The sequence below is a fragment of the Streptomyces sp. genome (genome assembly GCF_019510245.1).
GTDB lineage: Bacteria > Actinomycetota > Actinomycetes > Streptomycetales > Streptomycetaceae > Streptomyces.
This window is the reverse complement of the sequence record NZ_JAEKKT010000134.1, coordinates 111,276-130,195: the sequence shown is the minus strand read 5'-3', so window position 1 is coordinate 130,195 and position 18,920 is coordinate 111,276. Positions and strand designations below refer to the sequence as shown.

Sequence of the window (18,920 nt, the reverse complement as noted above, 5' to 3'; positions counted from 1 at the left end):
CCCCTGAGCGGCCAGCTCAGGGCCGCAGACTGCTGACCAGGTCGGCGGTCGCGGTGAGCCCGCTGGTGATGGTCGGCGCCATGCTGGTGCTGGCCAGAAAGAAGCCGAACAGCATGCAGACCAGGGCGTGCGAGATCTTCAGCGCGCCCTGGCGCATGAAGATCACGGCCAGCAACAGGAGCAGCAGCACCACAGAGATGGAAACGGCCATCGCGAACCTCCTCCGCCACGCCCGTTTCGGGGCGTTCGGCCGCAAGTGTGGCGTAGCGGAGGGTGGGGCCGTGCGGTTGACACGGCCCCCGTTCGAGTGGTGTTACGACGTCGCGCGGGCGTCCAGGAAGGTCTCCAGGCCTGCCAGGTCGTCGGTGTTGAAGTAGTCGATGCCGGCGGCGAGCAGTTCGCCCCACAGCGCGTCACGGTCCGGGCCGGGTGCGTCGGGGGTGTTCCAGAAGCGCACCGTCTGGCCGTGCGCGTGCGCCTGGCCGATGATGTCGCGCAGCTTCTGCCGCTCGGCGTCCGGGAACGCGCCCGCCCCCAGCCAGGTGAAGTTGAGCTGCCAGTTGTCGCTGATCAACGGGACGAAGGAGGCGGGCGCCGAGGTGCCGAGGTCGGTGAGCCGGCCGTCGTAGAAGGCCCGGCGCGCGGTCTGCGCCTCCATCGGTGTGCGGGCGGCACGGTCGCCGGAGATGACGTTGGTGACCGCACCGGGGATCACCCGGCCGTGGGCGTAGGTGGTGAACAGGTGCGGGTAGCGCCGCAGATGCCGGTCGAGCTCCAGATAGGTCGAGGAACCCTCGGTCTTGATGTCGATGAGCAGCTGCAGCGGCCTGCGCCACCCCCGGTACACGGAGCCGTGGTTGGCCTTGACGATCGCGGCCAGCGGGTCGAGGTAGAGGGATTCGAGGGTGCGGCTCGGATCGAGGTCGTCCTCGGTGTGGCCGATGAGGAGCTGGTCGCCGACGAGGAAGATGTCGGCCTCGACGCTCCCGAAGCGGTGGCCGAGGGCGTCGAACAGCGGGTGGGTGTGCTCGTAGTCGTTGTGGGCGTGGGCACGCCACAGCGGCCGCCGGCCACGGCGACCGCCGCCCGCCCAGGCCTGTGCGCCGGGCAGTACGACGGCGCCGGCGAGGGCGGCACCGAGGGCGGTGAGGGCTCTGCGACGGGTGGTGAGGGCCATGCTCTGCCTCCCTTGTAGGGCCATGAGTGACCCAAGGGAGTATGCGTTCGAACAGAGCCCAATTGGTGTACCCCCACGGGGAGTTGGCTGGACTGCCGTCCCAGGTTCACTTCAGGCGCCCCGCAAGGGGCGCTGGGGGGACCCCGGCCGAAGACTGGGGGGCACCCCCGGCCGAAGACTGGGGGAGGAACTGCGCGACCAGCCCCCACGCACCCGCACCCGAACCCGTTACCTCACGGCGCCTGCAAGTCAACCAGCGCGCCCAAGGCCTCCCGATGCGCCCCCGCCGTACCGAAGGCGATCGAATCGGACTTGGCCCGCTTCAGATAAAGGTGGACGGGATGCTCCCAGGTCATCCCGATCCCCGCATGCAACTGCAGCGCCTCCTCGGCCGCGTGCACGGCGACCGGCCCGGCGTAGGCCTGCGCGACGGCCACCGACACGTCGGCGTCCTCGCCGGAGGCCAGCGCATCGGCGGCGCCCCGCGCAGCGGCTCGCAGGTTCACCACCTCCAGCCACAGCTGCGCCAGCCGGTGCTTGATCGCCTGGAACCCGCCGACCGGCCGGTTGAACTGCTTGCGCTCCTTGAGGTACCGCACGGTCTCCGTCAGGGCCCACTCGGCGACGCCGAACTGCTCGGAGGCCAGCAGCCCGGCCCCGGCCCGCAGCGCACGCCGTACCGCCGGCTCCGCGTCGCCCACGCGCCGCCCCGCCGCGCCGTCCAGCGTCACGGTGGCGAGCGGCCGGGTCAGGTCGAAGGACACCTGGGGGGTGACGGTGACGGCACCCGCCTCGACCGCGTACAGCCCGCCGTCGTCCCCGGGCACCAGCAGCACGTCCGCCGCGACCGCGTCCGCGATCCCGGTCAACTCGCCGTGCAGAAGTCCGTCTTCGACGCGTACGGTCCTGAACGCGCCGCCCGGGGCGACGTGCAGCCCCACCGCCAGCGCCCCGACGGTCCGCCCGGAGGCCAGCTTCCCGAGCAACTGCCCGTCGCCGCAGGCCAGCAGCGCCTCGGTCGCCACCACGGCACTGGTCAGATACGGCACGGGCGCGACGGCCCGCCCCAGCTCCTCCAGGACGACGGCGACTTCGCGGTGCGAGGCGCCCTGACCGCCCAGCTCCTCGGGCACCAGCAGCCCGGCGAGCCCCATGCCCTCGGTGAGGGCCTTCCAGGCGGCCGCGTCGTGCGCGGTGTCCGACTCGGTGCGGGCGATCACGCCCGGCGCGTCGCAGTGGTCGGCGAGCAGGTCCCGCACCGCGGCCCGCAGCGCCTCTTCCTCCTCCGAGTACAGCAGATCGGGCTGTGCGCTCATCGGGCAAGGTCCTTCCAGGCGACGTCCTTGTCGGTGCGCGGTTCGGCCGGCAGGCCCAGGACGCGCTCGGCGACGATGTTCAGCAGGACCTCGCTGGTCCCGCCCTCGATGCTGTTGCCCTTGGCACGGAGGTAGCGGTAGCCGGCGTCGCGGCCGGTGAAGTCCACCAGTTCGGGCCGGCGCATGGTCCAGTCGTCGTACAACAGGCCTTCCTCGCCGCGAAGTTCGACCTCCAGGCCGCTGATCTCCTGGTTGAGGCGGGCGAAGGCGAGCTTCATGCCGGCGCCCTCGGGGCCGGGCTGTCCGGCGACGAGCTGCTGGCGCAGGCGCTCGGCGGTGAGGCGGGCGGCCTCGGACTCGACCCACAGCTTCAGCAGCCGCTGGTGCAGGTCGTGGGTGCGCAGCTCGGGGCGTTCGCGCCAGGTCTTCGCGACCGGGCCGATCATGCCGCCCTCGCGGGGCAGCCGCATGCCGCCGATGGCGACACGCTCGTTATTCAGGGTGGTCTGCGCGACCCGCCAGCCGTCGCCGACCGCGCCGAGGCGGCGGGAGTCGGGGATGCGGACGTCGGTGAGGAAGACCTCGTTGAACTCGGCCTCGCCGGTGATCTGCCGCAGCGGGCGGACGTCCACGCCCGGGTCGGTCATGTCGCAGATGAAGTAGGTGATGCCGGCGTGCTTGGGCACGTCCGGGTCGGTGCGGGCGATCAGGATGGCCCAGCGGGAGTTGTGCGCGCCGGAGGTCCACACCTTCTGGCCGTTCACCACCCATTCGTCGCCCTCACGGACGGCGCGGGTGCCCAGCGCGGCCAGGTCGGAGCCGGCGCCCGGCTCGCTGAACAGCTGGCACCAGACCTCCTCCCCGATCCACAGCGGCCGCAGGTAGCGCTGCTTCTGCTCCTCGGTGCCGTACTTGAGGATGGTCGGCGCGGCCATGCCCAGCCCGATGCCGTTGCGGCGGGCGTCGTTGTCGGGGGCGCCCGCGGCTTCCAGCCCGGCGTCCACGACGGCCTGGAGGGAGCGCGGGGCGCCGAGGCCGCCGAGGCCCTCCGGGTAGTGCACCCAGGCGAGGCCGGCGTCGAAGCGGGCCTTGAGGAAGTCGAGCCGATCGGTGGTTCCCACCGGATACGCGGCCAGCAACTCGGCGGTGCGGCGCGTGAGTTCGGCGGCGTCGGTCATGCTGCGGCTCCGTTCGGTACGACGGTGACCCGGCCGGTGGTGACGCCGTCGCCCACCCGCTGCACGGCCGCCGCTGCCTCGGACAGCGGCACCCGCTCGCTCACCAGGGGCTTGATGGCGCCCTTGGCGGCCAGCTCGGTGAGCTGCCGGTGGCAGTCCAGGATCAGCCCGGGGTTCTTGGTGGCGTACAGGCCCCAGTGCAGGCCCTGGATGGAGTAGTTCTTGACCAGGGCGTGGTTGAGCGCCGGGCTGGGGATGGTGCCGCTGGCGAAGCCGACGACCACGATCCGGCCCTCGAAGGCGACGACCTTGGTGGACTGCGTGTAGGCCTCGCCACCGACCGGGTCGTAGATCACGTCGGCACCCCGGCCGCCGGTGGCCTCCTTGACGGCGGCGACGACGTCCTCGGCACGCCGGTCGACGACGACGTCACAGCCCTGCTCGCGGGCGACGGCGGCCTTGTCGGCGCCGCCGACCACGCCGATCACCCGCGCCCCGGCCGCCTTGCCGAGCTGGACGGCCGCGCTGCCGACACCGCCGGCGGCGGCGTGCACGAGCAGGGTCTCGCCGGCCTGGAGGGCCGCCCGGCGGTGCAGTCCGAACCAGCCCGTCTGGTAGCCGATGTGCAGTGCGGCGGCCTCGGCGTCGTCCAGCGAGTCCGGGGCGGGCAGCAGCGCGGCGGCGTCCGCGACCGCGTACTCGGCGAAACCCCCGTACGGCAGCGCGGGGTTGGCGATCACCCGGCGCCCGTCCTCGGTCTCGCCGCAGATCTCCACCCCGGGGGTGAACGGCAGCGGCGGGCGCACCTGGTAGTGCCCCCGGCACATCAGGACGTCGGGGAAGTTGATGTTGGCGGCACGCACCCTGAGCAGCACCTGGCCGTCGCCGGGCGTGGGCCGCTCCACCTCCTGGAGCCGCATCACCTCGCTCGGCTCGCCGTTCTCGTGCACTTGCCATGCCTGCATGCGGTGCCTCCACGGGACTGCGTCGACTGCGTCGTCTGACCGGGGTCCACCGCATACTAAGCGGTCGCTTGCCATCGAGGGAACAGCCCCCGGAGGGAACGCCGGATTCGTCACGCCCGCTTCGGCCGCGCCCGCACGTGCATCCGCTCCCCCTGCGGCCCGAACAGGCTGAGGAACTCCACCGGCCCCTCCCCCGTCGACCCGAACCAGTGCGGCACCCGGGTGTCGAACTCGGCCGCCTCCCCCGGCCCCAGCACGACGTCGTGCTCACCGAGCACCAGCCGCAGCTTCCCGGACAGCACGTACAACCACTCGTAGCCCTCGTGGGTACGCGGTTCCGGTTCGGGTTTCCGCTTGGGTTCGATCACCTTGAAGGCCTGCAGGCCGCCCGGCTGCCGGGTGAGCGGCAGGAAGGTGCGGCCGTGGCGTTCCATCGGTTTGGCCCGCACCCGGGGGTCGTCGGCCGGCGGGGCGCCGACCAGTTCGTCCAGGGGCACCTGGTGGGCCTGCGCGATCGGCAGCAGCAGCTCCAGGCTGGGCTTGCGCAGCCCGGACTCCAGGCGGGAGAGGGTGCTGACCGAGATGCCGGTGGTCTCGGAGAGGGCGGCGAGGGTGACCTCCCGCTCCTTGCGGAGTCGGCGCAGCCGGGGTCCCACGCCCGCGAGGACGTCGTCCGTAGTCATGCCTGCATTGCAGTTTCGGCAAAGACGTTTGTCAATCCGGCAGCGGCCGGGCGACCCTCGGCCGCGGAGGTGGTCACCATGACCGATGCGTACGAAGTGGTCGTCGTCGGAGGCGGCGCGGCCGGACTGTCCGCCGCCCTCGTCCTGGGCCGGGCCCGGCGCCGCACCCTGGTCGTCGACGCGGGCGAGCCGCGCAACGCCCCGGCGGCACACATGCAGGGCTTCCTGTCCCGGGACGGCATGCCGCCCGCGGAGTTCCTGGCGGCGGGCCGGGAGGAGATCGCCCGGTACGGCGTGGAGCTGGTCCGGGACCGGGCGGTGGACGCCGCGAAGGACGGCGCGGACGGCTTCACGGTGGCACTGGCGGGCGGCCGCACGGTCCGGGCCAGGCAGCTGGTCGTCGCCACCGGCCTGAGGGACGAGCTGCCGCCCGTCCCCGGAGCGGCAGAACGCTTCGGCCGGGACGTGCTGCACTGCCCGTACTGCCACGGCTGGGAGGTGCGCGACCAGGCGTTCGGGGTGCTGGCCACGACGGCGATGAGCGTGCACCAGGCGCTGATGGTCACCCAGTGGTCCAAGGACGTGACCCTCTTCCTGCACCGGGTGGAGGAGACGGAGCTGACCGACGACGACCTGCGGCGGCTGGCCGTGGCCGGGGTGCGGGTGGTGCCGGGCGAGGTCGCCGGGCTGCGGATCGAGGACGACCGGCTGACGGGTGTACGGCTCGCCGACCGAAGCGTGCACGCGCGGGAGGTGCTGTTCGTCGCCCCCCGCCCGGTCCCGCAGAACGACCTGCTCCGCGGGCTGGGCGCGGAGCTGACGGAGACCCCCTTCGGCGCCTACCCCGTGATCGACGAGCGGGGCCTGACGACCGTGCCCGGACTGTGGGCGGCGGGCAACGCGAGCGGATTCGCCGAGCAGGTGATCAACGCGGCGAGCCGCGGCTACCGGGCCGGCGCGGCGATCAACGGCGAGCTGCTCTTCGCAGACCTGGACGCGGCGGTGCGGGTGTAGTCCGGCCCCGCCCGTTGCACCATGGCTGCATGCTGCTGACCCGGCTAGCCGAAGTGTCCCGGGAGGTCGCCGCCACCGCGGCCAGGTCCCGCAAGACGGCGCTGCTCGCCGAACTCTTCCGGGAGACGGCGCCCGAGGACGTACCGGTCGTCATCCCGTATCTGGCCGGCCGGCTCCCGCAGGGCCGCCTCGGCGTCGGCTGGAAGGTGCTGAGCCGGCCCGTCCCGCCGGCCGGCGAACCGTCCCTCACCGTGCGCGAGGTCGACGCCCGGCTCAGCGAGCTCGGCAAGGTCTCCGGGGCCGGTTCGCAGGCCGAACGGGTGCGGATCGTGGGCGAGTTGATGGGCGCGGCGACGGCGGACGAGCAGCGCTTCCTGCTGGGGCTGATCACCGGCGAGGTACGGCAGGGCGCCTTGGACGCGGTCGCCGTCGAGGGCCTGGCAGAGGCGACCGGGGCGGAACCGGCCACGGTCCGCCGGGCGGTGATGCTCGCCGGCTCCCTCCAGACGGTGGCCGAGGCGCTGCTGGCGGACGGCCCGCCGGCCCTGGACCGTTTCCGGCTCACCGTCGGCCGTCCGGTGCTGCCCATGCTGGCGCACACCGCCTCCTCGGTCGCCGAGGCGGTGGCGAAACTGGGCGGCTCGGCGGTCGAGGAGAAGCTGGACGGCATCCGGGTCCAGGTGCACCGGGACGGCGACACGGTACGGATCTTCACCCGCACCCTGGACGACATCGCCGACCGCCTTCCCGAGGTGACCTCCGCCGCACGCGGGTTGAACGGCGACCGCTTCATCCTGGACGGCGAGGTGATCTCCTTCGACGCGGACGGCCGGCCCCGCTCCTTCCAGGAGACGGCCGGCCGGGTCGGCTCCCGGACGGACGTGGCGAAGGCGGCCCGGGAGGTCCCGGTCTCCCCGGTCTTCTTCGACGCGCTCTCCGTCGACGGCCACGACCTGCTCGACCTCCCCTTCACCGAACGGCACGCGGAACTGGCCCGGCTGGTCCCCGAGCCGATGCGGGTGCGCCGGGCGCTGGTGTCCGGGCCGGACGACGCGACGGCCGCGGAGGAGTTCCTCGCGGCCACCCTCGCCCGGGGTCACGAGGGCGTGGTCGTCAAGGCCCTGGACGGCCCCTACAGCGCCGGCCGCCGCGGTGCCTCGTGGCTGAAGGTGAAGCCCGTCCACACCCTGGACCTGGTCGTGCTGGCCGCCGAGTGGGGCCACGGCCGCCGCACCGGCAGGCTCTCCAACCTCCACCTCGGCGCCCGCAATCCGGACGGCACCTTCGCCATGCTCGGCAAGACGTTCAAGGGCATGACCGACGCGATGCTGGAGTGGCAGACCGCCCGGCTGAAGGAGCTGGAGGTCTCGGACAGCGGCTGGGTGGTGACCGTACGCCCCGAACTCGTCGTGGAGATCGCCTACGACGGCCTGCAACGCTCCTCCCGTTACCCGGCCGGCGTCACCCTGCGCTTCGCGCGGGTCGTCCGCTACCGCGAGGACAAGCGGCCGGAGGAGGCCGATACGGTGGAGACCCTGCTGGCCGCCCATCCGGAGGTACGGCGTTGACGGAGCCGAAGCGAAGCGCCGGACTGCTGTTGTTCCGGCGTACCGGCGCAGGTCTTGAGGTGTTGCTCGGCCATATGGGCGGGCCGTTCTTCGCGAAGAAGGACGCGGGCGCCTGGACCGTCCCCAAGGGCGAGTACGCGCCGGACGAGCCGGCCTGGGAGGCGGCCCGCCGCGAGTTCCAGGAGGAGCTGGGGCTGGCGCCCCCGGACGGCGAGGCGATCGAGCTGGGCGAGGTCCGGCAGACCAACGGCAAGATCGTCACGGCGTGGGCGGTCGAGGCGGACCTGGACCCGGCCGCCATCGACCCCGGCACCTTCGTGATGGAGTGGCCGCCGCGGTCGGGCCGGATCCAGGAGTTCCCGGAGCTGGACCGGGTGGCCTGGCTGACCCCGGACCGGGCCCGCGAGGTGATCGTCAAGGCACAGGCCGCGTTTCTCGACCGGCTGGCGGAGCACTCGGGCTGAAGAGGTGCCTACGCGTTGCGGTCCTGAGAGCCGCGCGGGAAGGTCATAGCAAGCCCGCTCCCAGGGAGGTCAGCCATGCCCATCGCGACGGTCAACCCGGCGAACGGCGAGACACTCGAAACCTTCGAGGCCATGGACGAGGACGAGCTCGAACGCCGGCTCGAACTCGCCGAGGCGACGTTCCGCACGTACCGCACGAGCACCTTCGCCGAGCGCGCCCGGCTGCTGCACGCCGCCGCCGGCCTGCTGGACGCGGACCGGGACGACATCGCACGCACCATGACCACCGAGATGGGCAAGCCGGTCAAGCAGGCCCGCGCGGAGGCCGCCAAGTGCGCCAAGGCGATGCACTGGTACGCCGACCACGCGGAGGAACTGCTGGCCGACGAGGAGCCGGCGGAGACGGACGTGAAGGACTCGGGCGCCTCCCGGGTGCGGGTGCGCTACCGCCCCATGGGGCCGGTGCTCGCCGTGATGCCGTGGAACTTCCCGCTCTGGCAGGTGGTCCGCTTCGCCGCGCCCGCGCTGATGGCGGGCAACGTGGGACTGCTCAAGCACGCGTCCAACGTCCCGCAGACGGCCCTGTACCTGGAGGACCTGTTCCACCGGGCCGGCTTCACCGAGGGCTGCTTCCAGACCCTGCTGATCGGCTCCGGCGCGGTCGACGACATCCTGCGCGACGAGCGGGTGCGGGCGGCGACGCTCACCGGCAGCGAGCCCGCGGGACGCGCGGTCGCCGCCACCGCCGGCGAGATGATCAAGAAGACGGTCCTGGAACTGGGCGGCAGCGACCCCTACGTGGTGATGCCCTCGGCGGACATCGACCGGGCCGCGCAGATCGCGGTGACGGCGCGGGTGCAGAACAACGGGCAGTCGTGCATCGCCGCGAAGCGGTTCATCGTGCACACCGACGTCTACGACGCCTTCGCCGAGAAGTTCGTGGCGGGCATGGCCGCGCTGCGGACGGGCGACCCGATGGACGAGGAGACGGACGTCGGGCCGCTCTCCAGCGAGCAGGGGCGCAAGGACCTGGAGGAGCTGGTCGAGGACGCGAAGCGGTCGGGTGCGGAGGTGCTGTGCGGCGGGCAGCGGCCGGACGGGCCGGGCTGGTACTACCCGCCGACCGTCCTCGCCGGGATCCACCGCGACATGCGCATCCACCGCGAGGAGGCGTTCGGCCCGGTGGCCACGCTGTACCGGGCCGGGGACCTGGAGGAGGCGATCCTCATCGCCAACGACTCGCCCTTCGGGCTGAGTTCGAACGTGTGGACGCGGGACGACGCCGAGGTGGACCGGTTCGTACGGGACCTCGAGGCCGGTGGCGTGTTCGTCAACGGCATGACCGCCTCCCACCCGGCGTTTCCGTTCGGCGGGGTGAAGCGGTCGGGGTACGGCCGTGAGCTGTCCGGGCACGGAATCCGGGAGTTCTGCAACATCACCACCGTTTGGCAGGGTGCGTGAGGGTTGCACGACTACGATCCCGAGTGTGAACCGCGAAGTGACCCTGCCTCTGATCGTCGACAACCGCGGGACCTTGCAGGTGGCCGCGGCCGACGTGAGTAAGTTGTTGCGGACGTTGGGGGCACGGTGGCTGCGTCTGGTGGAGGCCGACGAGGGTGGGCTGGACGAGGACACGGTGGCCGCGCTGACCATCGAGCTCGCGAAGCTCGCCGATCGGATCGACGTGGCTTGTATCGCCCACAGCAGTGGGGAGTGACGGTCGTTCGGCGGGTGCGGGGCAGTGGGGGCTGGTCGCGCAGTTCCTCCCCCGGCGCCCCCGGAAGCGTTCAGCTGAGCGAAGTCCAGAACATCTGCTCGTACGCCTGGAGCAGGCGGCCGTACGTGTACACCCGCCTCTCATCCAGCTGACCTGACTCCAGTCCCGCCTCCACCGCCGCCGTCGCCTGTGCGTCCAGCTCCGGGGCCGGTTCCGCGAAGAAGTCGAAGAAGGCGCAGGCCTCGTCGGTGAAGCCGTAGTGCTCGCGCAGGCCACGCGCGATGGTCGCGCAGTACGTCCCCCACGTCGCGAAGTTGGCCGTGACGGCCAGGACCGCGTCCGCCGGATCGGCGTTGAGAGCGAGCCAGGAGATGTACGCCGGGTACGCCTGGCAGCCCGGCAGGGGCTCGTACGCCTGCCTGCGCTCGTCGTCCACCTCGCACGCCTCGGCGAACGCGCCCAGCCGCGCTGCCGCCAGTTCCTCGCCCTCGGCCGGCATGGTGAAGAACCCTGCGGCCGCCGGGGCCTCGGCGGCGCGCTGCGCCAGATGCAGGAACGCACGCCGGTCGGCGGGGATCACCCGGTGTTGTTCGAGGGCGAGTACGGCGAGGGTCTCCCGGCTCGCCCGGCCGCCGGCGACGAGGGGGACCAGCGGATTGGCGTTCGGGTCCGGGGCCAGCTCTGACCTGGTCCTTCTCAGCATCTCCGCGGCCGTGCCGGGCATCGCGTCCTCCTCGTCGGGATACCTCTGTGCTGATCCGACCCTGACACGGGGTCACCGGTTCGGAGTAGTCCGGCGCGAGATCGTCGCCCTCTCGGGTGATCGTGAGGGGACCACCTCCTGAGGTGAACCACCTCTCTGACCGGTCGGGGCAAACCCGCCGGAAGGCTGAAAGCAGGCACGGTTCATGGCGACTTTGTGCAAACCCTCAGTGTCGGTCCCGGAGTACGTGATCACGATGGAGGAGACGCTGGAACTGGCGCGCTCCCACCACGAGAACCACCCGCAGCTGCCGTTGGCGCTGAGACTGATCGAGAACACGGGCGTTCGCACCCGGCACATCGTGCAGCCGATCGAGGAAACCCTGAAGCACCCCGGCTTCGAGGACCGCAACAAGCTCTACGAGGTCGAGGCCAAGGCCCGGGTCCCCGCAGTCATCCAGCGAGCGCTCGACGACGCCGAGCTGCTCACCACCGACATCGACGTGATCATCTACGTCTCGTGCACGGGCTTCATGATGCCCTCGCTCACCGCGTGGCTGATCAACGAGATGGACTTCGACTCCACCACCCGCCAGATCCCCATCGCGCAGCTCGGCTGCGCGGCCGGCGGAGCGGCGATCAACCGGGCGCACGACTTCTGCTCGGCGTACCCGGACGCCAACGCCCTCATCGTGGCCTGCGAGTTCTGCTCGCTGTGCTACCAGCCGACCGACCTCGGCGTCGGCTCGCTGCTCTCCAACGGCCTCTTCGGTGACGGCATCGCCGCCGCCGTGGTCCGCGGCAAGGGCGGCACGGGCGTCGAACTCGAACGCAACGGCTCGTACCTGATCCCGAAGACCGAGGAGTGGATCATGTACGACGTGCGGGCCACCGGGTTCCACTTCCTGCTGGACAAGCGGGTCCCGGCGACCATGGAGCCGCTGGCCCCGGCTCTCCAGGACCTGGCGAGGCTGCACGGCTGGGACGCGTCCGACCTGGACTTCTACATAGTCCACGCGGGCGGGCCGCGCATCCTGGACGACCTGAGCAAGTTCCTCCGGGTCGACCCGCACGCCTTCCGGTTCAGCCGGTCCACGCTCACCGAGTACGGCAACATCGCCAGCGCCGTCGTCCTGGACGCACTGCGCCGGATGTTCGACGAGGGCGGTGCCGAGCACCAGGCACGCGGGCTGCTGGCCGGGTTCGGTCCCGGTATCACCGCGGAGATGTCGCTGGGTCGCTGGCGGCGTTCGGGCGAAGAGGCGGCTCGATAGAGATGGCGCTCACCGAACCGCTCGACCCCGCCGACGGGGCGGCCGTGGCCGTGGAGGCCGCCGGTGAGGCCACCTGTCCGGTCCGGCACTGGGAAGTGCCGGACCTGACGGGGGTGGACTTCGACCCCACCCTGGCCGAGCTGATGCGGGAGGGGCCGGTCACCCGGATCCAGCTCCCCAACGGCGAGGGCTGGGCGTGGCTGGTCACCCGGTACGACGACGTACGGATGGTGGCCAACGACCTCCGGTTCAGCCGTGAGGCGGTGATGGAGCAGCCGGTCACCCGGCTCGCCCCGCACTTCATCCCGGACCGCGGCGCGGTCGGCTTCCTGGACCCGCCCGACCACACGCGGCTGCGCCGCTCGGTGGCCCCCGCGCTCACCTCCAAGGGCGTGGAGCGGGTCCGGGAGAAGGCCCGCCTGATGCTGGACGAGATCATCGACGGGCTCGTCCGGGACGGCCCGCCCGCCGATCTCACGGCGGCGGTGCTCAGCCCGTTCCCCATCGCGGTGATCTGCGAGGTGATGGGCGTACCGGCCGCCGACCGGCACACCATGCACATCTGGACCCAGCTGATCCTGTCCTCCCGCCAGGGCAAGGAGGTCAGCGAGAAGGCCAAGCGCGAGATGCGCGCGTACTTCGCCGACCTGATCGGGCTGCGGGCGAACAGCACGGGAGAGGACGTGTGCTCGCTGCTGGGCGCCGCGGTGGGCTGCGGCGAGGTCGCTCTGGAGGAGGCCGTCGGGCTGGCCGTGCTCCTCCAGATCGGCGGCGAGGCGGTCACCAACAACAGCGGACAGATGTTCTACCTGCTGCTGACCCGCCCCGACCTCCTCGACCGGCTGCGCACCGAGCCGGCGATCCGCCCCCGGGCGATCGACGAGCTCCTGCGTTACATCCCGCACCGCAGCGCTGTCGGGCTGTGCCGGATCGCCACGCAGGACGTGGAGATCAAGGGCGTCCGGATCCAAGCGGGCGACGCGGTCTACATCTCGTACCTGGCCGCCAACCGCGACCCGGCCGTCTTCCCGGACCCCGAGACGATCGACTTCGCCCGCAGCCCCAACCCGCACGTGTCCTTCGGGTTCGGCCCGCACTACTGCCCCGGTGGCCAGCTCGGCAGGCTGGAGGAGGAACTCCTCGTCGACGCCCTGCTCGACCGGCTGCCCGGGCTGCGGCTCGCCGTACCTCCGGAACAGGTTCCCTTCAGGAAGGGCGCCTTGATCCGGGGTCCCGAGGCACTTCCGGTGACGTGGTGAGGAGCCGCCCATGACCAGGACCGAGGGACTCCTCGTGCCGCCGGGGCACGGGCGCGTCGTCCACACGCCGGCCCAGCGGGTCACCTTCAAGGTGACCGGAACGCACTCGCGGGCGGCCTCCACCTTCGAGGTGGAGGTCCCGCCGGGCTTCGACGTGGGCGCCCATGTGCACACCCGCAGCGAGGAGCTTTTCTACGTCCTCGAAGGCGAACTGGACGTCCTCGCCTTCGAGCCGCGCATCCGCACCCCCGACCACTGGCAGAAGTGGGAGTCGAGCTCGGGCAAGAGGGTGGTACGGGCGACCCCCGGCACGGTGATCGTCGTGCCCCCCGGCTGCCCACACGCCTTCGCCAACCCGACCGAGACCCCGGCGCGGATGTTCTTCCAGGCCTCCCCGCCCCCCGACCACGAGCGCTACTTCGAGGAGCTCCTGGAGATCCTCGGCAGCGGCGGCCCTCCGGACCACGAGGCGATCGAGGCCCTCCGCAAGCGCTACGACATCGAGCAACTCACACCTTTGAAGCACCGGTGAGTCGAGCGCCCCGTCAGGGGCGCTGGGGGTATCCCCAGCCGAAGGCTGGGGGAGGAACTGCGCGGCCGGCCACGACGCACGGCCGGCCCGCAACGCACCCGCACCCGCACCCGCACCCGCACCCCGAACGGCGCTACCGGATCGGCACCCCCGACAAGGTACGGGCGATCACCAGCCGCTGGATCTCGCTCGTCCCCTCGAAGATGGTGTAGATCGCCGCGTCACGGTGCATCCGTTCCACCGGATACTCCCGCGTGTACCCGTTCCCGCCCAGGATCTGGATCGCCTGGGCGGTCACCTTCTTCGCCGTCTCGCTCGCGAACAGCTTCGACATCGACCCCTCGGCCGCGGTGAACGGCTTCCCGTTCACCGCCATCCAGGAGGCCCGCCACACCAGCAGCCGGGCCGCGTCGATGGACGTCCGCATGTCCGCGAGCTGGAACGCCACCCCCTGGTTGTCGATGATCGGCCGCCCGAACTGCTCACGGGTCACGGCGTAGTCGAGGGCGACCTCGTACGCGGCACGTGCCGTACCGACGGCCATCGCACCCACGGCGGGCCGCGACGCCTCGAACGTGGCCATCGCCGCGTTCTTGACGCGCTCGCCGCCCGACTTCGCCCGCTCCCTGGCCCGGGCCAGCCGCTCGTCCAGCTTCTCCTTGCCGCCGAGCAGGCAGGACCCCGGCACCCGGGCGTTGTCCAGCACGACCTCGGCGGTGTGCGAGGCGCGGATCCCGTGCTTCTTGAACTTCTGACCCTGGGACAGCCCGGGCGTCCCCGGCGGGACGATGAAGGAGGCATGGCCCTTGGAGCCGAGCTCCGGGTCGACGACCGCGACGACGACGTGGACGTTGGCGATGCCGCCGTTGGTCGCCCAGGTCTTCGTGCCGTTGAGCACCCACTCGTCCTTGGCCTCGTCGTAGACGGCCCGGGTGCGCATGGAGCCCACGTCGGAGCCGGCGTCGGGCTCGGAGGAGCAGAACGCGGCGACCTTGACGTCGTTGGCGTCGCCGTACATCTGGGGGATCCAGGTGCCGATCTGCTCCTCGGTGCCGTTGGCGAGGACGCCGACGGCGGCGAGGCCCGTGCCCACGATGGACAGGGCGATGCCCGCGTCGCCCCAGAACAGCTCCTCCATGGCCATCGGGATGCCGAGGCCGGTGGGGTCGAAGTACTGCTGGGCGTAGAAGTCGAGGGAGTAGATGCCGACCTTCGCGGCCTCCTGGATGACCGGCCAGGGGGTCTCCTCACGCTCGTCCCATTCGGCGGCCGCGGGACGGATGACGTCTGCGGCGAAACCGTGCAGCCAGTCCCGGACCTCCTTCTGTTCGTCGTTGAGTTCCATGGTGAACTCGGCCATGACCCCTCCAGCGGCGGCGCATAATGTGTTACTAGCGGTAACTCGAGTCTGTTACTCGTCGGTAGGAAAAGTCAACTCCCAAGGTCACATCGGCAGCCAGTTCGAGAGCAGATGGCTGTCAGGTGTTAGTTTGCGCAGGCGTCACCGAAAAGAGCACGGGGTGGGGAGAGCACATGGACACCACGCAGCGGACCGAACAGCAACGGTCCGCCGACCGCCGACGGCGCGAGCTGTTGGAGGCCGCCGACCGGGTGGTGCTGCGCGACGGCCCACAGGCTTCCATGAACGCCATCGCGGCGGAGGCGGGCATCACCAAACCCATCCTCTACCGCCACTTCGGCGACAAGGGCGGGCTGTACGCGGCGCTGGCCAAGCGGCACACGGACGCGTTGCTGAACTCGTTGCGGGATGCGCTGGACGCTCCCGCGGAGCGCCGTGAGCGCGTCGAGGCGACCTTGGACACGTACCTCGCGGCGATCGAGGCACGGCCCCAGGTGTACCGGTTCCTGATGCATCCCGCGGAGGGCAGCACGGGGACCGACCAGGGGTTCGACGTGGGGAAGCACTCGGCTCCGCTGCTGCGGCGGATGGGCGAGGAGCTGGCGCAGGTCATCGAGGACCGGCTGGATCTGGGGCCCGCGAGTCAGCAGCTGGCCCGGGTGTGGGGGCACGGGATCGTCGGGATGATGCATGCCGCAGGGGACTGGTGGCTGGGGGAACGGCCCTGTTCTCGTGCGGAACTGGTGAAGAGTTTGGCGGATCTCCTGTGGGGGCGGCTGGCGGCCGCGGGGGACAAGGTGGGGGGTCCGGGGTTCTGATGGGTTGAGTTTCGGCTGACCGCCTGGGGGGTGAGCGCGCAGTTCCTCCCCCAGCCTTCGGCCGGGGGCACCCCCAGCGCCCCTGGGTGTGTCACCTCACCGGTGCCAAGAAGACTTCGCCACCTGTCGCATCAGCCTGCGCTTGCGCCAGCCCGTGACGTGGTCGGCGTAGACGCGGCCGTCCAGGTGGTCGGTCTCGTGCTGGAGGCAGCGGGCGAAGAAGCCGGTTCCGTGGATGGTGACCGGCTCCCCCGTCGCCGTGAAGCCCTCCACCACCGCGTGGTCGTACCGTTCCGTGCCCGCCTCCAGGCCCGGAAGGGACAGGCAGCCCTCCGGGCCGCGGAGGGTCACGCCGTCCGCCGTCACGAGGCGCGGGTTCACCACGTGGCCCAGGTGGCGGACCTCGTCGTCGTCGGGGCAGTCGAAGACGAACACCCGCAGCGGCTCCCCCACCTGGTTCGCCGCCAGCCCCACGCCCTCCGCCGCGTACATCGTGGCGAACAAGTCCTCCACCAGCCGGGAGAGTTCGGGGCCGTAGTCGGTGACCTCCGCGCAGCGGGCGTGCAGGACGGGGTCGCCGAGCAGGGTGAGGGGCCGGACCCGCCCGTGGGCGCCCGGAATGGAACCGTGTCGCATGGCCGCAAGGGTACGGTTCGGGTGGGCCCCTGCTCGCCGCGCAGGCATGGGCCGGAATTCGGGTGTGCGAATGGATCTCGATAGGCTGAGGTGCACACCACGTTGCCGGATGGCTGAGGCGCGGCGCGTACGCAAGGAGGATCGAGAACTGATGGCAGGCAACTCGGACCCGCTCACGCCGCGGGCCAAGCTGGCCGTGACCGCGGGCAAGGCGGTCGCGGCGGCGTCCCGGGCGGCGGGGCGCGGCAGCGGATCCGTGATCGGTGGCCGGGTGGCGCTCAAACTCGACCCCGACCTACTCGCCCGGCTCGCCCAGAACCTGGACGTGACCCTCGTCTCGGCGACGAACGGCAAGACGACGACCACCAGGCTGATCGCCGAGGCCCTGAAGGCCGCGGGGCCGGTCGTCTCCAACGCGCTGGGCGCCAACATGCCGGCCGGTATCACCTCGGCCCTGGCGGGCGGCTCGGAGTCCAAGTTCGGTGTGATCGAGGTCGACGAGAAGTACCTGGCCGGGGTGGCCCGGGACACCGACCCGAAGTGCATCGCCCTGCTCAACCTCTCCCGGGACCAGCTCGACCGCGCCGCCGAGACCCGCATGCTCGCCGAGAACTGGCGGGAGGGGCTGGCCGGGTCGAAGGCCGTCATCGTGGCGAACTGCGACGACCCGCTGGTGGTCTGGGCCGCGTCCTCCTCCCCGAACGTGGTCTGGGTCGCCGCCGGGCAGATGTGGAAGGACGACGCCTGGTCCTGCCCGTCCTGCGGCGGCGTGATGCAGCGGCCCGGCGACGACTGGTTCTGCGGTGAGTGCGGGTTCCGGCGGCCGACGCCGAGCTGGGTGCTCTCCGGGGACCACGTGCTCGACCCGCACGGGTCCGCCTGGCCGATCCACCTGCAACTGCCGGGACGTGCCAACAAGGCGAACGCCGCCTCGTCGGCCGCCGTCGCCGCCGTCTTCGGGGTGCCGCCGCAGGTCGCCCTGGAGCGGATGTACCAGGTACAGGCCGTCGCGGGACGCTACGACGTCGTGCAGTTCCAGGGGCGCGACCTGCGTCTGCTGCTCGCCAAGAACCCGGCCGGCTGGCTGGAGACGTTCTCGCTGATCGACCCGCCGCCGGCGCCGGTGATCCTCTCGGTCAACGCCCGCGGCGCCGACGGCACCGACACGTCCTGGCTGTGGGACGTGGACTACACGCGCCTGACCGGCCACCCGATCTTCGTGCTCGGCGACCGCAAGCTGGACCTCGCGGTGCGGCTGGAGGTCGCGAACCAGCACTTCCAGGTCTGCGACTCCCTCGACCAGGCCGTCCAGATGTGCCCGCCGGGCCGGATCGAGGTCATCGCGAACTACACGGCGTTCCAGGACCTGCGCCGCCGCGTCGGCAACTGACCACGAAGGACGAACAGTTCATGAGCGACAACCAACTGCGGCTGGTGTGGATCTACCCCGACCTGCTCAGCACCTACGGCGACCAGGGCAACGCGCTCGTCGTGGAGCGCCGGGCCCGGCAGCGCGGTCTCGACGTGGCCCGGCTCGACGTGCGCAGCGACCAGCCGATCCCGACCTCCGGGGACATCTACCTGATCGGCGGCGGCGAGGACCGTCCGCAGCGGCTCGCCGCCGAGCGGCTGCGCCGCGACGGGCACCTGTACCGGGCGGTGGAGAACGGCGCGATCGTGTTCTCCGTCTGCGCCGGCTACCAGATCCTCGGGCACGAGTTCATCAACGACCTCGGACAGCGCGAGCCCGGCCTCGGCCTGCTCGACGTGACGACCGTGCGCGGCACCGGCGAGCGCTGCGTCGGCGACGTCCTCGCCGACATCGACCCGCGCCTCGGGCTGCCCCCGCTCACCGGTTTCGAGAACCACCAGGGCGTCACCCAGCTCGGCCCCACCGCCCGCCCCTTCGCCCGGGTCCAGCTGGGCAAGGGCAACGGCACCGGGGACGGTACGGAGGGCGCGTACAACGACACCGTCTTCGGCACCTACATGCACGGGCCGGTCCTCGCCCGCAACCCGCTCATCGCGGACCTGCTGCTGAAGCTGGCGCTCGACGTGAACGCGCTGCCGCCGATCGACGACCGCTGGTACGAGGCGCTCCGCAGCGAGCGCATCGCGGCCGCCCAGCAGCCCGCCTGAGCTGCGTCGGAACGGACGATTCCGGGCCCGCCTGACAGGGTGTCCGCTCACATGTGCGGGCACGTCCAGCAGGCGGACGCCGGGTACGGAACGACCCCCTTGCGCGGGTAGGGTGACG

General features: G+C 71.6%; 20 protein-coding genes. 11 read left to right on the top strand and 9 right to left on the bottom strand.

Features of this window, described 5'->3' with window-relative positions; all coding sequences use genetic code 11:
• Nucleotides 1-16 precede the first annotated feature (16 nt).
• The 6 genes from JF597_RS19710 to JF597_RS19685 all read right to left on the bottom strand — a co-directional run bounded on the left by JF597_RS19710 (nt 17) and on the right by JF597_RS19685 (nt 5,319).
• Nucleotides 17-211, bottom strand: coding sequence for a hypothetical protein (locus JF597_RS19710; RefSeq protein WP_093505948.1), 195 nt, complete (start codon nt 209-211; stop codon nt 17-19).
• A gap of 102 nt (nt 212-313) precedes the next feature.
• Nucleotides 314-1,177 (bottom strand): phosphatidylinositol-specific phospholipase C/glycerophosphodiester phosphodiesterase family protein, encoded by an 864-nt coding sequence (locus JF597_RS19705; protein WP_293996394.1) that lies wholly within the window; start codon nt 1,175-1,177, stop codon nt 314-316.
• A 233-nt stretch (nt 1,178-1,410) separates the two neighbouring features.
• Complete coding sequence (locus JF597_RS19700; RefSeq protein WP_293996392.1) at nt 1,411-2,493, bottom strand: acyl-CoA dehydrogenase family protein; 1,083 nt, start codon at nt 2,491-2,493, stop codon at nt 1,411-1,413.
• A complete protein-coding gene (locus JF597_RS19695; RefSeq protein WP_293996390.1) occupies nt 2,490-3,671 on the bottom strand; it encodes an acyl-CoA dehydrogenase family protein in 1,182 nt (393 codons plus the stop codon). The genes JF597_RS19700 and JF597_RS19695 overlap by 4 nt, the downstream gene beginning before the upstream one ends.
• A complete protein-coding gene (locus JF597_RS19690) occupies nt 3,668-4,636 on the bottom strand; it encodes an NADPH:quinone oxidoreductase family protein (protein ID WP_293996388.1) in 969 nt (322 codons plus the stop codon). The genes JF597_RS19695 and JF597_RS19690 overlap by 4 nt, the downstream gene beginning before the upstream one ends.
• A 110-nt stretch (nt 4,637-4,746) precedes the next feature.
• Complete coding sequence (locus tag JF597_RS19685) at nt 4,747-5,319, bottom strand: helix-turn-helix domain-containing protein (RefSeq protein WP_293996386.1); 573 nt, start codon at nt 5,317-5,319, stop codon at nt 4,747-4,749.
• Nucleotides 5,320-5,397: 78 nt separating this feature from the next.
• Between JF597_RS19685 and JF597_RS19680 the strand changes: the two genes are divergently transcribed.
• From JF597_RS19680 to JF597_RS19660, 5 genes are all read left to right on the top strand, one after another.
• The gene (locus JF597_RS19680) at nt 5,398-6,333 is read left to right on the top strand and encodes an NAD(P)/FAD-dependent oxidoreductase (protein ID WP_293996384.1); all 936 of its coding nucleotides are present in this window, start codon (nt 5,398-5,400) and stop codon (nt 6,331-6,333) included.
• 29 nt (nt 6,334-6,362) lie between these two features.
• Nucleotides 6,363-7,901 (top strand): ATP-dependent DNA ligase, encoded by a 1,539-nt coding sequence (locus JF597_RS19675; RefSeq protein ID WP_293996382.1) that lies wholly within the window; start codon nt 6,363-6,365, stop codon nt 7,899-7,901.
• Nucleotides 7,898-8,365 carry an NUDIX domain-containing protein gene (locus tag JF597_RS19670; RefSeq protein ID WP_293996380.1) on the top strand — a complete coding sequence of 156 codons (468 nt, stop codon included), beginning with the start codon at nt 7,898-7,900 and terminating at the stop codon, nt 8,363-8,365. Before JF597_RS19675 ends, JF597_RS19670 begins: the two co-directional genes overlap by 4 nt.
• A gap of 75 nt (nt 8,366-8,440) precedes the next feature.
• A complete protein-coding gene (locus JF597_RS19665; protein WP_293996378.1) occupies nt 8,441-9,826 on the top strand; it encodes an NADP-dependent succinic semialdehyde dehydrogenase in 1,386 nt (461 codons plus the stop codon).
• 25 nt (nt 9,827-9,851) lie between these two features.
• Nucleotides 9,852-10,082 (top strand): DUF6213 family protein, encoded by a 231-nt coding sequence (locus tag JF597_RS19660; RefSeq protein ID WP_293996376.1) that lies wholly within the window; start codon nt 9,852-9,854, stop codon nt 10,080-10,082.
• A 70-nt stretch (nt 10,083-10,152) separates the two neighbouring features.
• Here JF597_RS19660 and JF597_RS19655 read toward each other — a convergent pair whose 3' ends face one another.
• Nucleotides 10,153-10,806 carry a transcriptional regulator gene (locus JF597_RS19655; protein WP_293996374.1) on the bottom strand — a complete coding sequence of 218 codons (654 nt, stop codon included), beginning with the start codon at nt 10,804-10,806 and terminating at the stop codon, nt 10,153-10,155.
• Nucleotides 10,807-10,990: 184 nt separating this feature from the next.
• Here JF597_RS19655 and JF597_RS19650 point away from each other — a divergent pair, with 184 nt between their 5' ends.
• From JF597_RS19650 to JF597_RS19640, 3 genes are read left to right on the top strand one after another with little or no spacing between them, the layout of a single operon-like run.
• Complete coding sequence (locus tag JF597_RS19650) at nt 10,991-12,058, top strand: type III polyketide synthase (RefSeq protein WP_293996372.1); 1,068 nt, start codon at nt 10,991-10,993, stop codon at nt 12,056-12,058.
• Between the two features lie 2 nt (nt 12,059-12,060).
• Nucleotides 12,061-13,317 (top strand): cytochrome P450, encoded by a 1,257-nt coding sequence (locus JF597_RS19645; protein ID WP_293996370.1) that lies wholly within the window; start codon nt 12,061-12,063, stop codon nt 13,315-13,317.
• 10 nt (nt 13,318-13,327) lie between these two features.
• A complete protein-coding gene (locus JF597_RS19640; RefSeq protein WP_293996368.1) occupies nt 13,328-13,849 on the top strand; it encodes a cupin domain-containing protein in 522 nt (173 codons plus the stop codon).
• Between the two features lie 133 nt (nt 13,850-13,982).
• Here the strand turns inward: JF597_RS19640 and JF597_RS19635 are convergent, their stop codons facing one another.
• On the bottom strand, nt 13,983-15,209 hold the full coding sequence (locus tag JF597_RS19635) for an acyl-CoA dehydrogenase family protein (protein WP_293996366.1): 1,227 nt from the start codon (nt 15,207-15,209) through the stop codon (nt 13,983-13,985).
• Nucleotides 15,210-15,382: 173 nt separating this feature from the next.
• On the opposite strand from JF597_RS19635, the gene JF597_RS19630 reads away from it, so the two are divergent.
• Nucleotides 15,383-16,027 carry a TetR family transcriptional regulator gene (locus JF597_RS19630; protein ID WP_293996364.1) on the top strand — a complete coding sequence of 215 codons (645 nt, stop codon included), beginning with the start codon at nt 15,383-15,385 and terminating at the stop codon, nt 16,025-16,027.
• A gap of 96 nt (nt 16,028-16,123) precedes the next feature.
• Here JF597_RS19630 and def read toward each other — a convergent pair whose 3' ends face one another.
• Nucleotides 16,124-16,663 carry a peptide deformylase gene (def, locus tag JF597_RS19625; protein ID WP_293996362.1) on the bottom strand — a complete coding sequence of 180 codons (540 nt, stop codon included), beginning with the start codon at nt 16,661-16,663 and terminating at the stop codon, nt 16,124-16,126.
• Between the two features lie 151 nt (nt 16,664-16,814).
• Here def and JF597_RS19620 point away from each other — a divergent pair, with 151 nt between their 5' ends.
• A complete protein-coding gene (locus JF597_RS19620) occupies nt 16,815-18,053 on the top strand; it encodes a MurT ligase domain-containing protein (RefSeq protein WP_046729966.1) in 1,239 nt (412 codons plus the stop codon).
• A gap of 20 nt (nt 18,054-18,073) precedes the next feature.
• Nucleotides 18,074-18,802: a glutamine amidotransferase gene (locus JF597_RS19615; RefSeq protein ID WP_293996358.1), complete on the top strand. Its 729-nt coding sequence runs from the start codon at nt 18,074-18,076 to the stop codon at nt 18,800-18,802.
• Nucleotides 18,803-18,920 lie beyond the last annotated feature (118 nt).

Bases quoted from the DNA above. Each gene is read 5' to 3' on its own strand.
- JF597_RS19710 (WP_093505948.1), bottom strand. From the start codon at position 211: ATGGCCGTTTCCATCTCTGTGGTGCTGCTGCTCCTGTTGCTGGCCGTG.
- JF597_RS19705 (WP_293996394.1), bottom strand. From the start codon at position 1,177: ATGGCCCTCACCACCCGTCGCAGAGCCCTCACCGCCCTCGGTGCCGCC.
- JF597_RS19700 (WP_293996392.1), bottom strand. From the start codon at position 2,493: ATGAGCGCACAGCCCGATCTGCTGTACTCGGAGGAGGAAGAGGCGCTG.
- JF597_RS19695 (WP_293996390.1), bottom strand. From the start codon at position 3,671: ATGACCGACGCCGCCGAACTCACGCGCCGCACCGCCGAGTTGCTGGCC.
- JF597_RS19690 (WP_293996388.1), bottom strand. From the start codon at position 4,636: ATGCAGGCATGGCAAGTGCACGAGAACGGCGAGCCGAGCGAGGTGATG.
- JF597_RS19685 (WP_293996386.1), bottom strand. From the start codon at position 5,319: ATGACTACGGACGACGTCCTCGCGGGCGTGGGACCCCGGCTGCGCCGA.
- JF597_RS19680 (WP_293996384.1), top strand. From the start codon at position 5,398: ATGACCGATGCGTACGAAGTGGTCGTCGTCGGAGGCGGCGCGGCCGGA.
- JF597_RS19675 (WP_293996382.1), top strand. From the start codon at position 6,363: ATGCTGCTGACCCGGCTAGCCGAAGTGTCCCGGGAGGTCGCCGCCACC.
- JF597_RS19665 (WP_293996378.1), top strand. From the start codon at position 8,441: ATGCCCATCGCGACGGTCAACCCGGCGAACGGCGAGACACTCGAAACC.
- JF597_RS19655 (WP_293996374.1), bottom strand. From the start codon at position 10,806: ATGCCCGGCACGGCCGCGGAGATGCTGAGAAGGACCAGGTCAGAGCTG.
- JF597_RS19650 (WP_293996372.1), top strand. From the start codon at position 10,991: ATGGCGACTTTGTGCAAACCCTCAGTGTCGGTCCCGGAGTACGTGATC.
- JF597_RS19645 (WP_293996370.1), top strand. From the start codon at position 12,061: ATGGCGCTCACCGAACCGCTCGACCCCGCCGACGGGGCGGCCGTGGCC.
- JF597_RS19640 (WP_293996368.1), top strand. From the start codon at position 13,328: ATGACCAGGACCGAGGGACTCCTCGTGCCGCCGGGGCACGGGCGCGTC.
- JF597_RS19635 (WP_293996366.1), bottom strand. From the start codon at position 15,209: ATGGCCGAGTTCACCATGGAACTCAACGACGAACAGAAGGAGGTCCGG.
- JF597_RS19630 (WP_293996364.1), top strand. From the start codon at position 15,383: ATGGACACCACGCAGCGGACCGAACAGCAACGGTCCGCCGACCGCCGA.
- def (WP_293996362.1), bottom strand. From the start codon at position 16,663: ATGCGACACGGTTCCATTCCGGGCGCCCACGGGCGGGTCCGGCCCCTC.
- JF597_RS19620 (WP_046729966.1), top strand. From the start codon at position 16,815: ATGGCAGGCAACTCGGACCCGCTCACGCCGCGGGCCAAGCTGGCCGTG.
- JF597_RS19615 (WP_293996358.1), top strand. From the start codon at position 18,074: ATGAGCGACAACCAACTGCGGCTGGTGTGGATCTACCCCGACCTGCTC.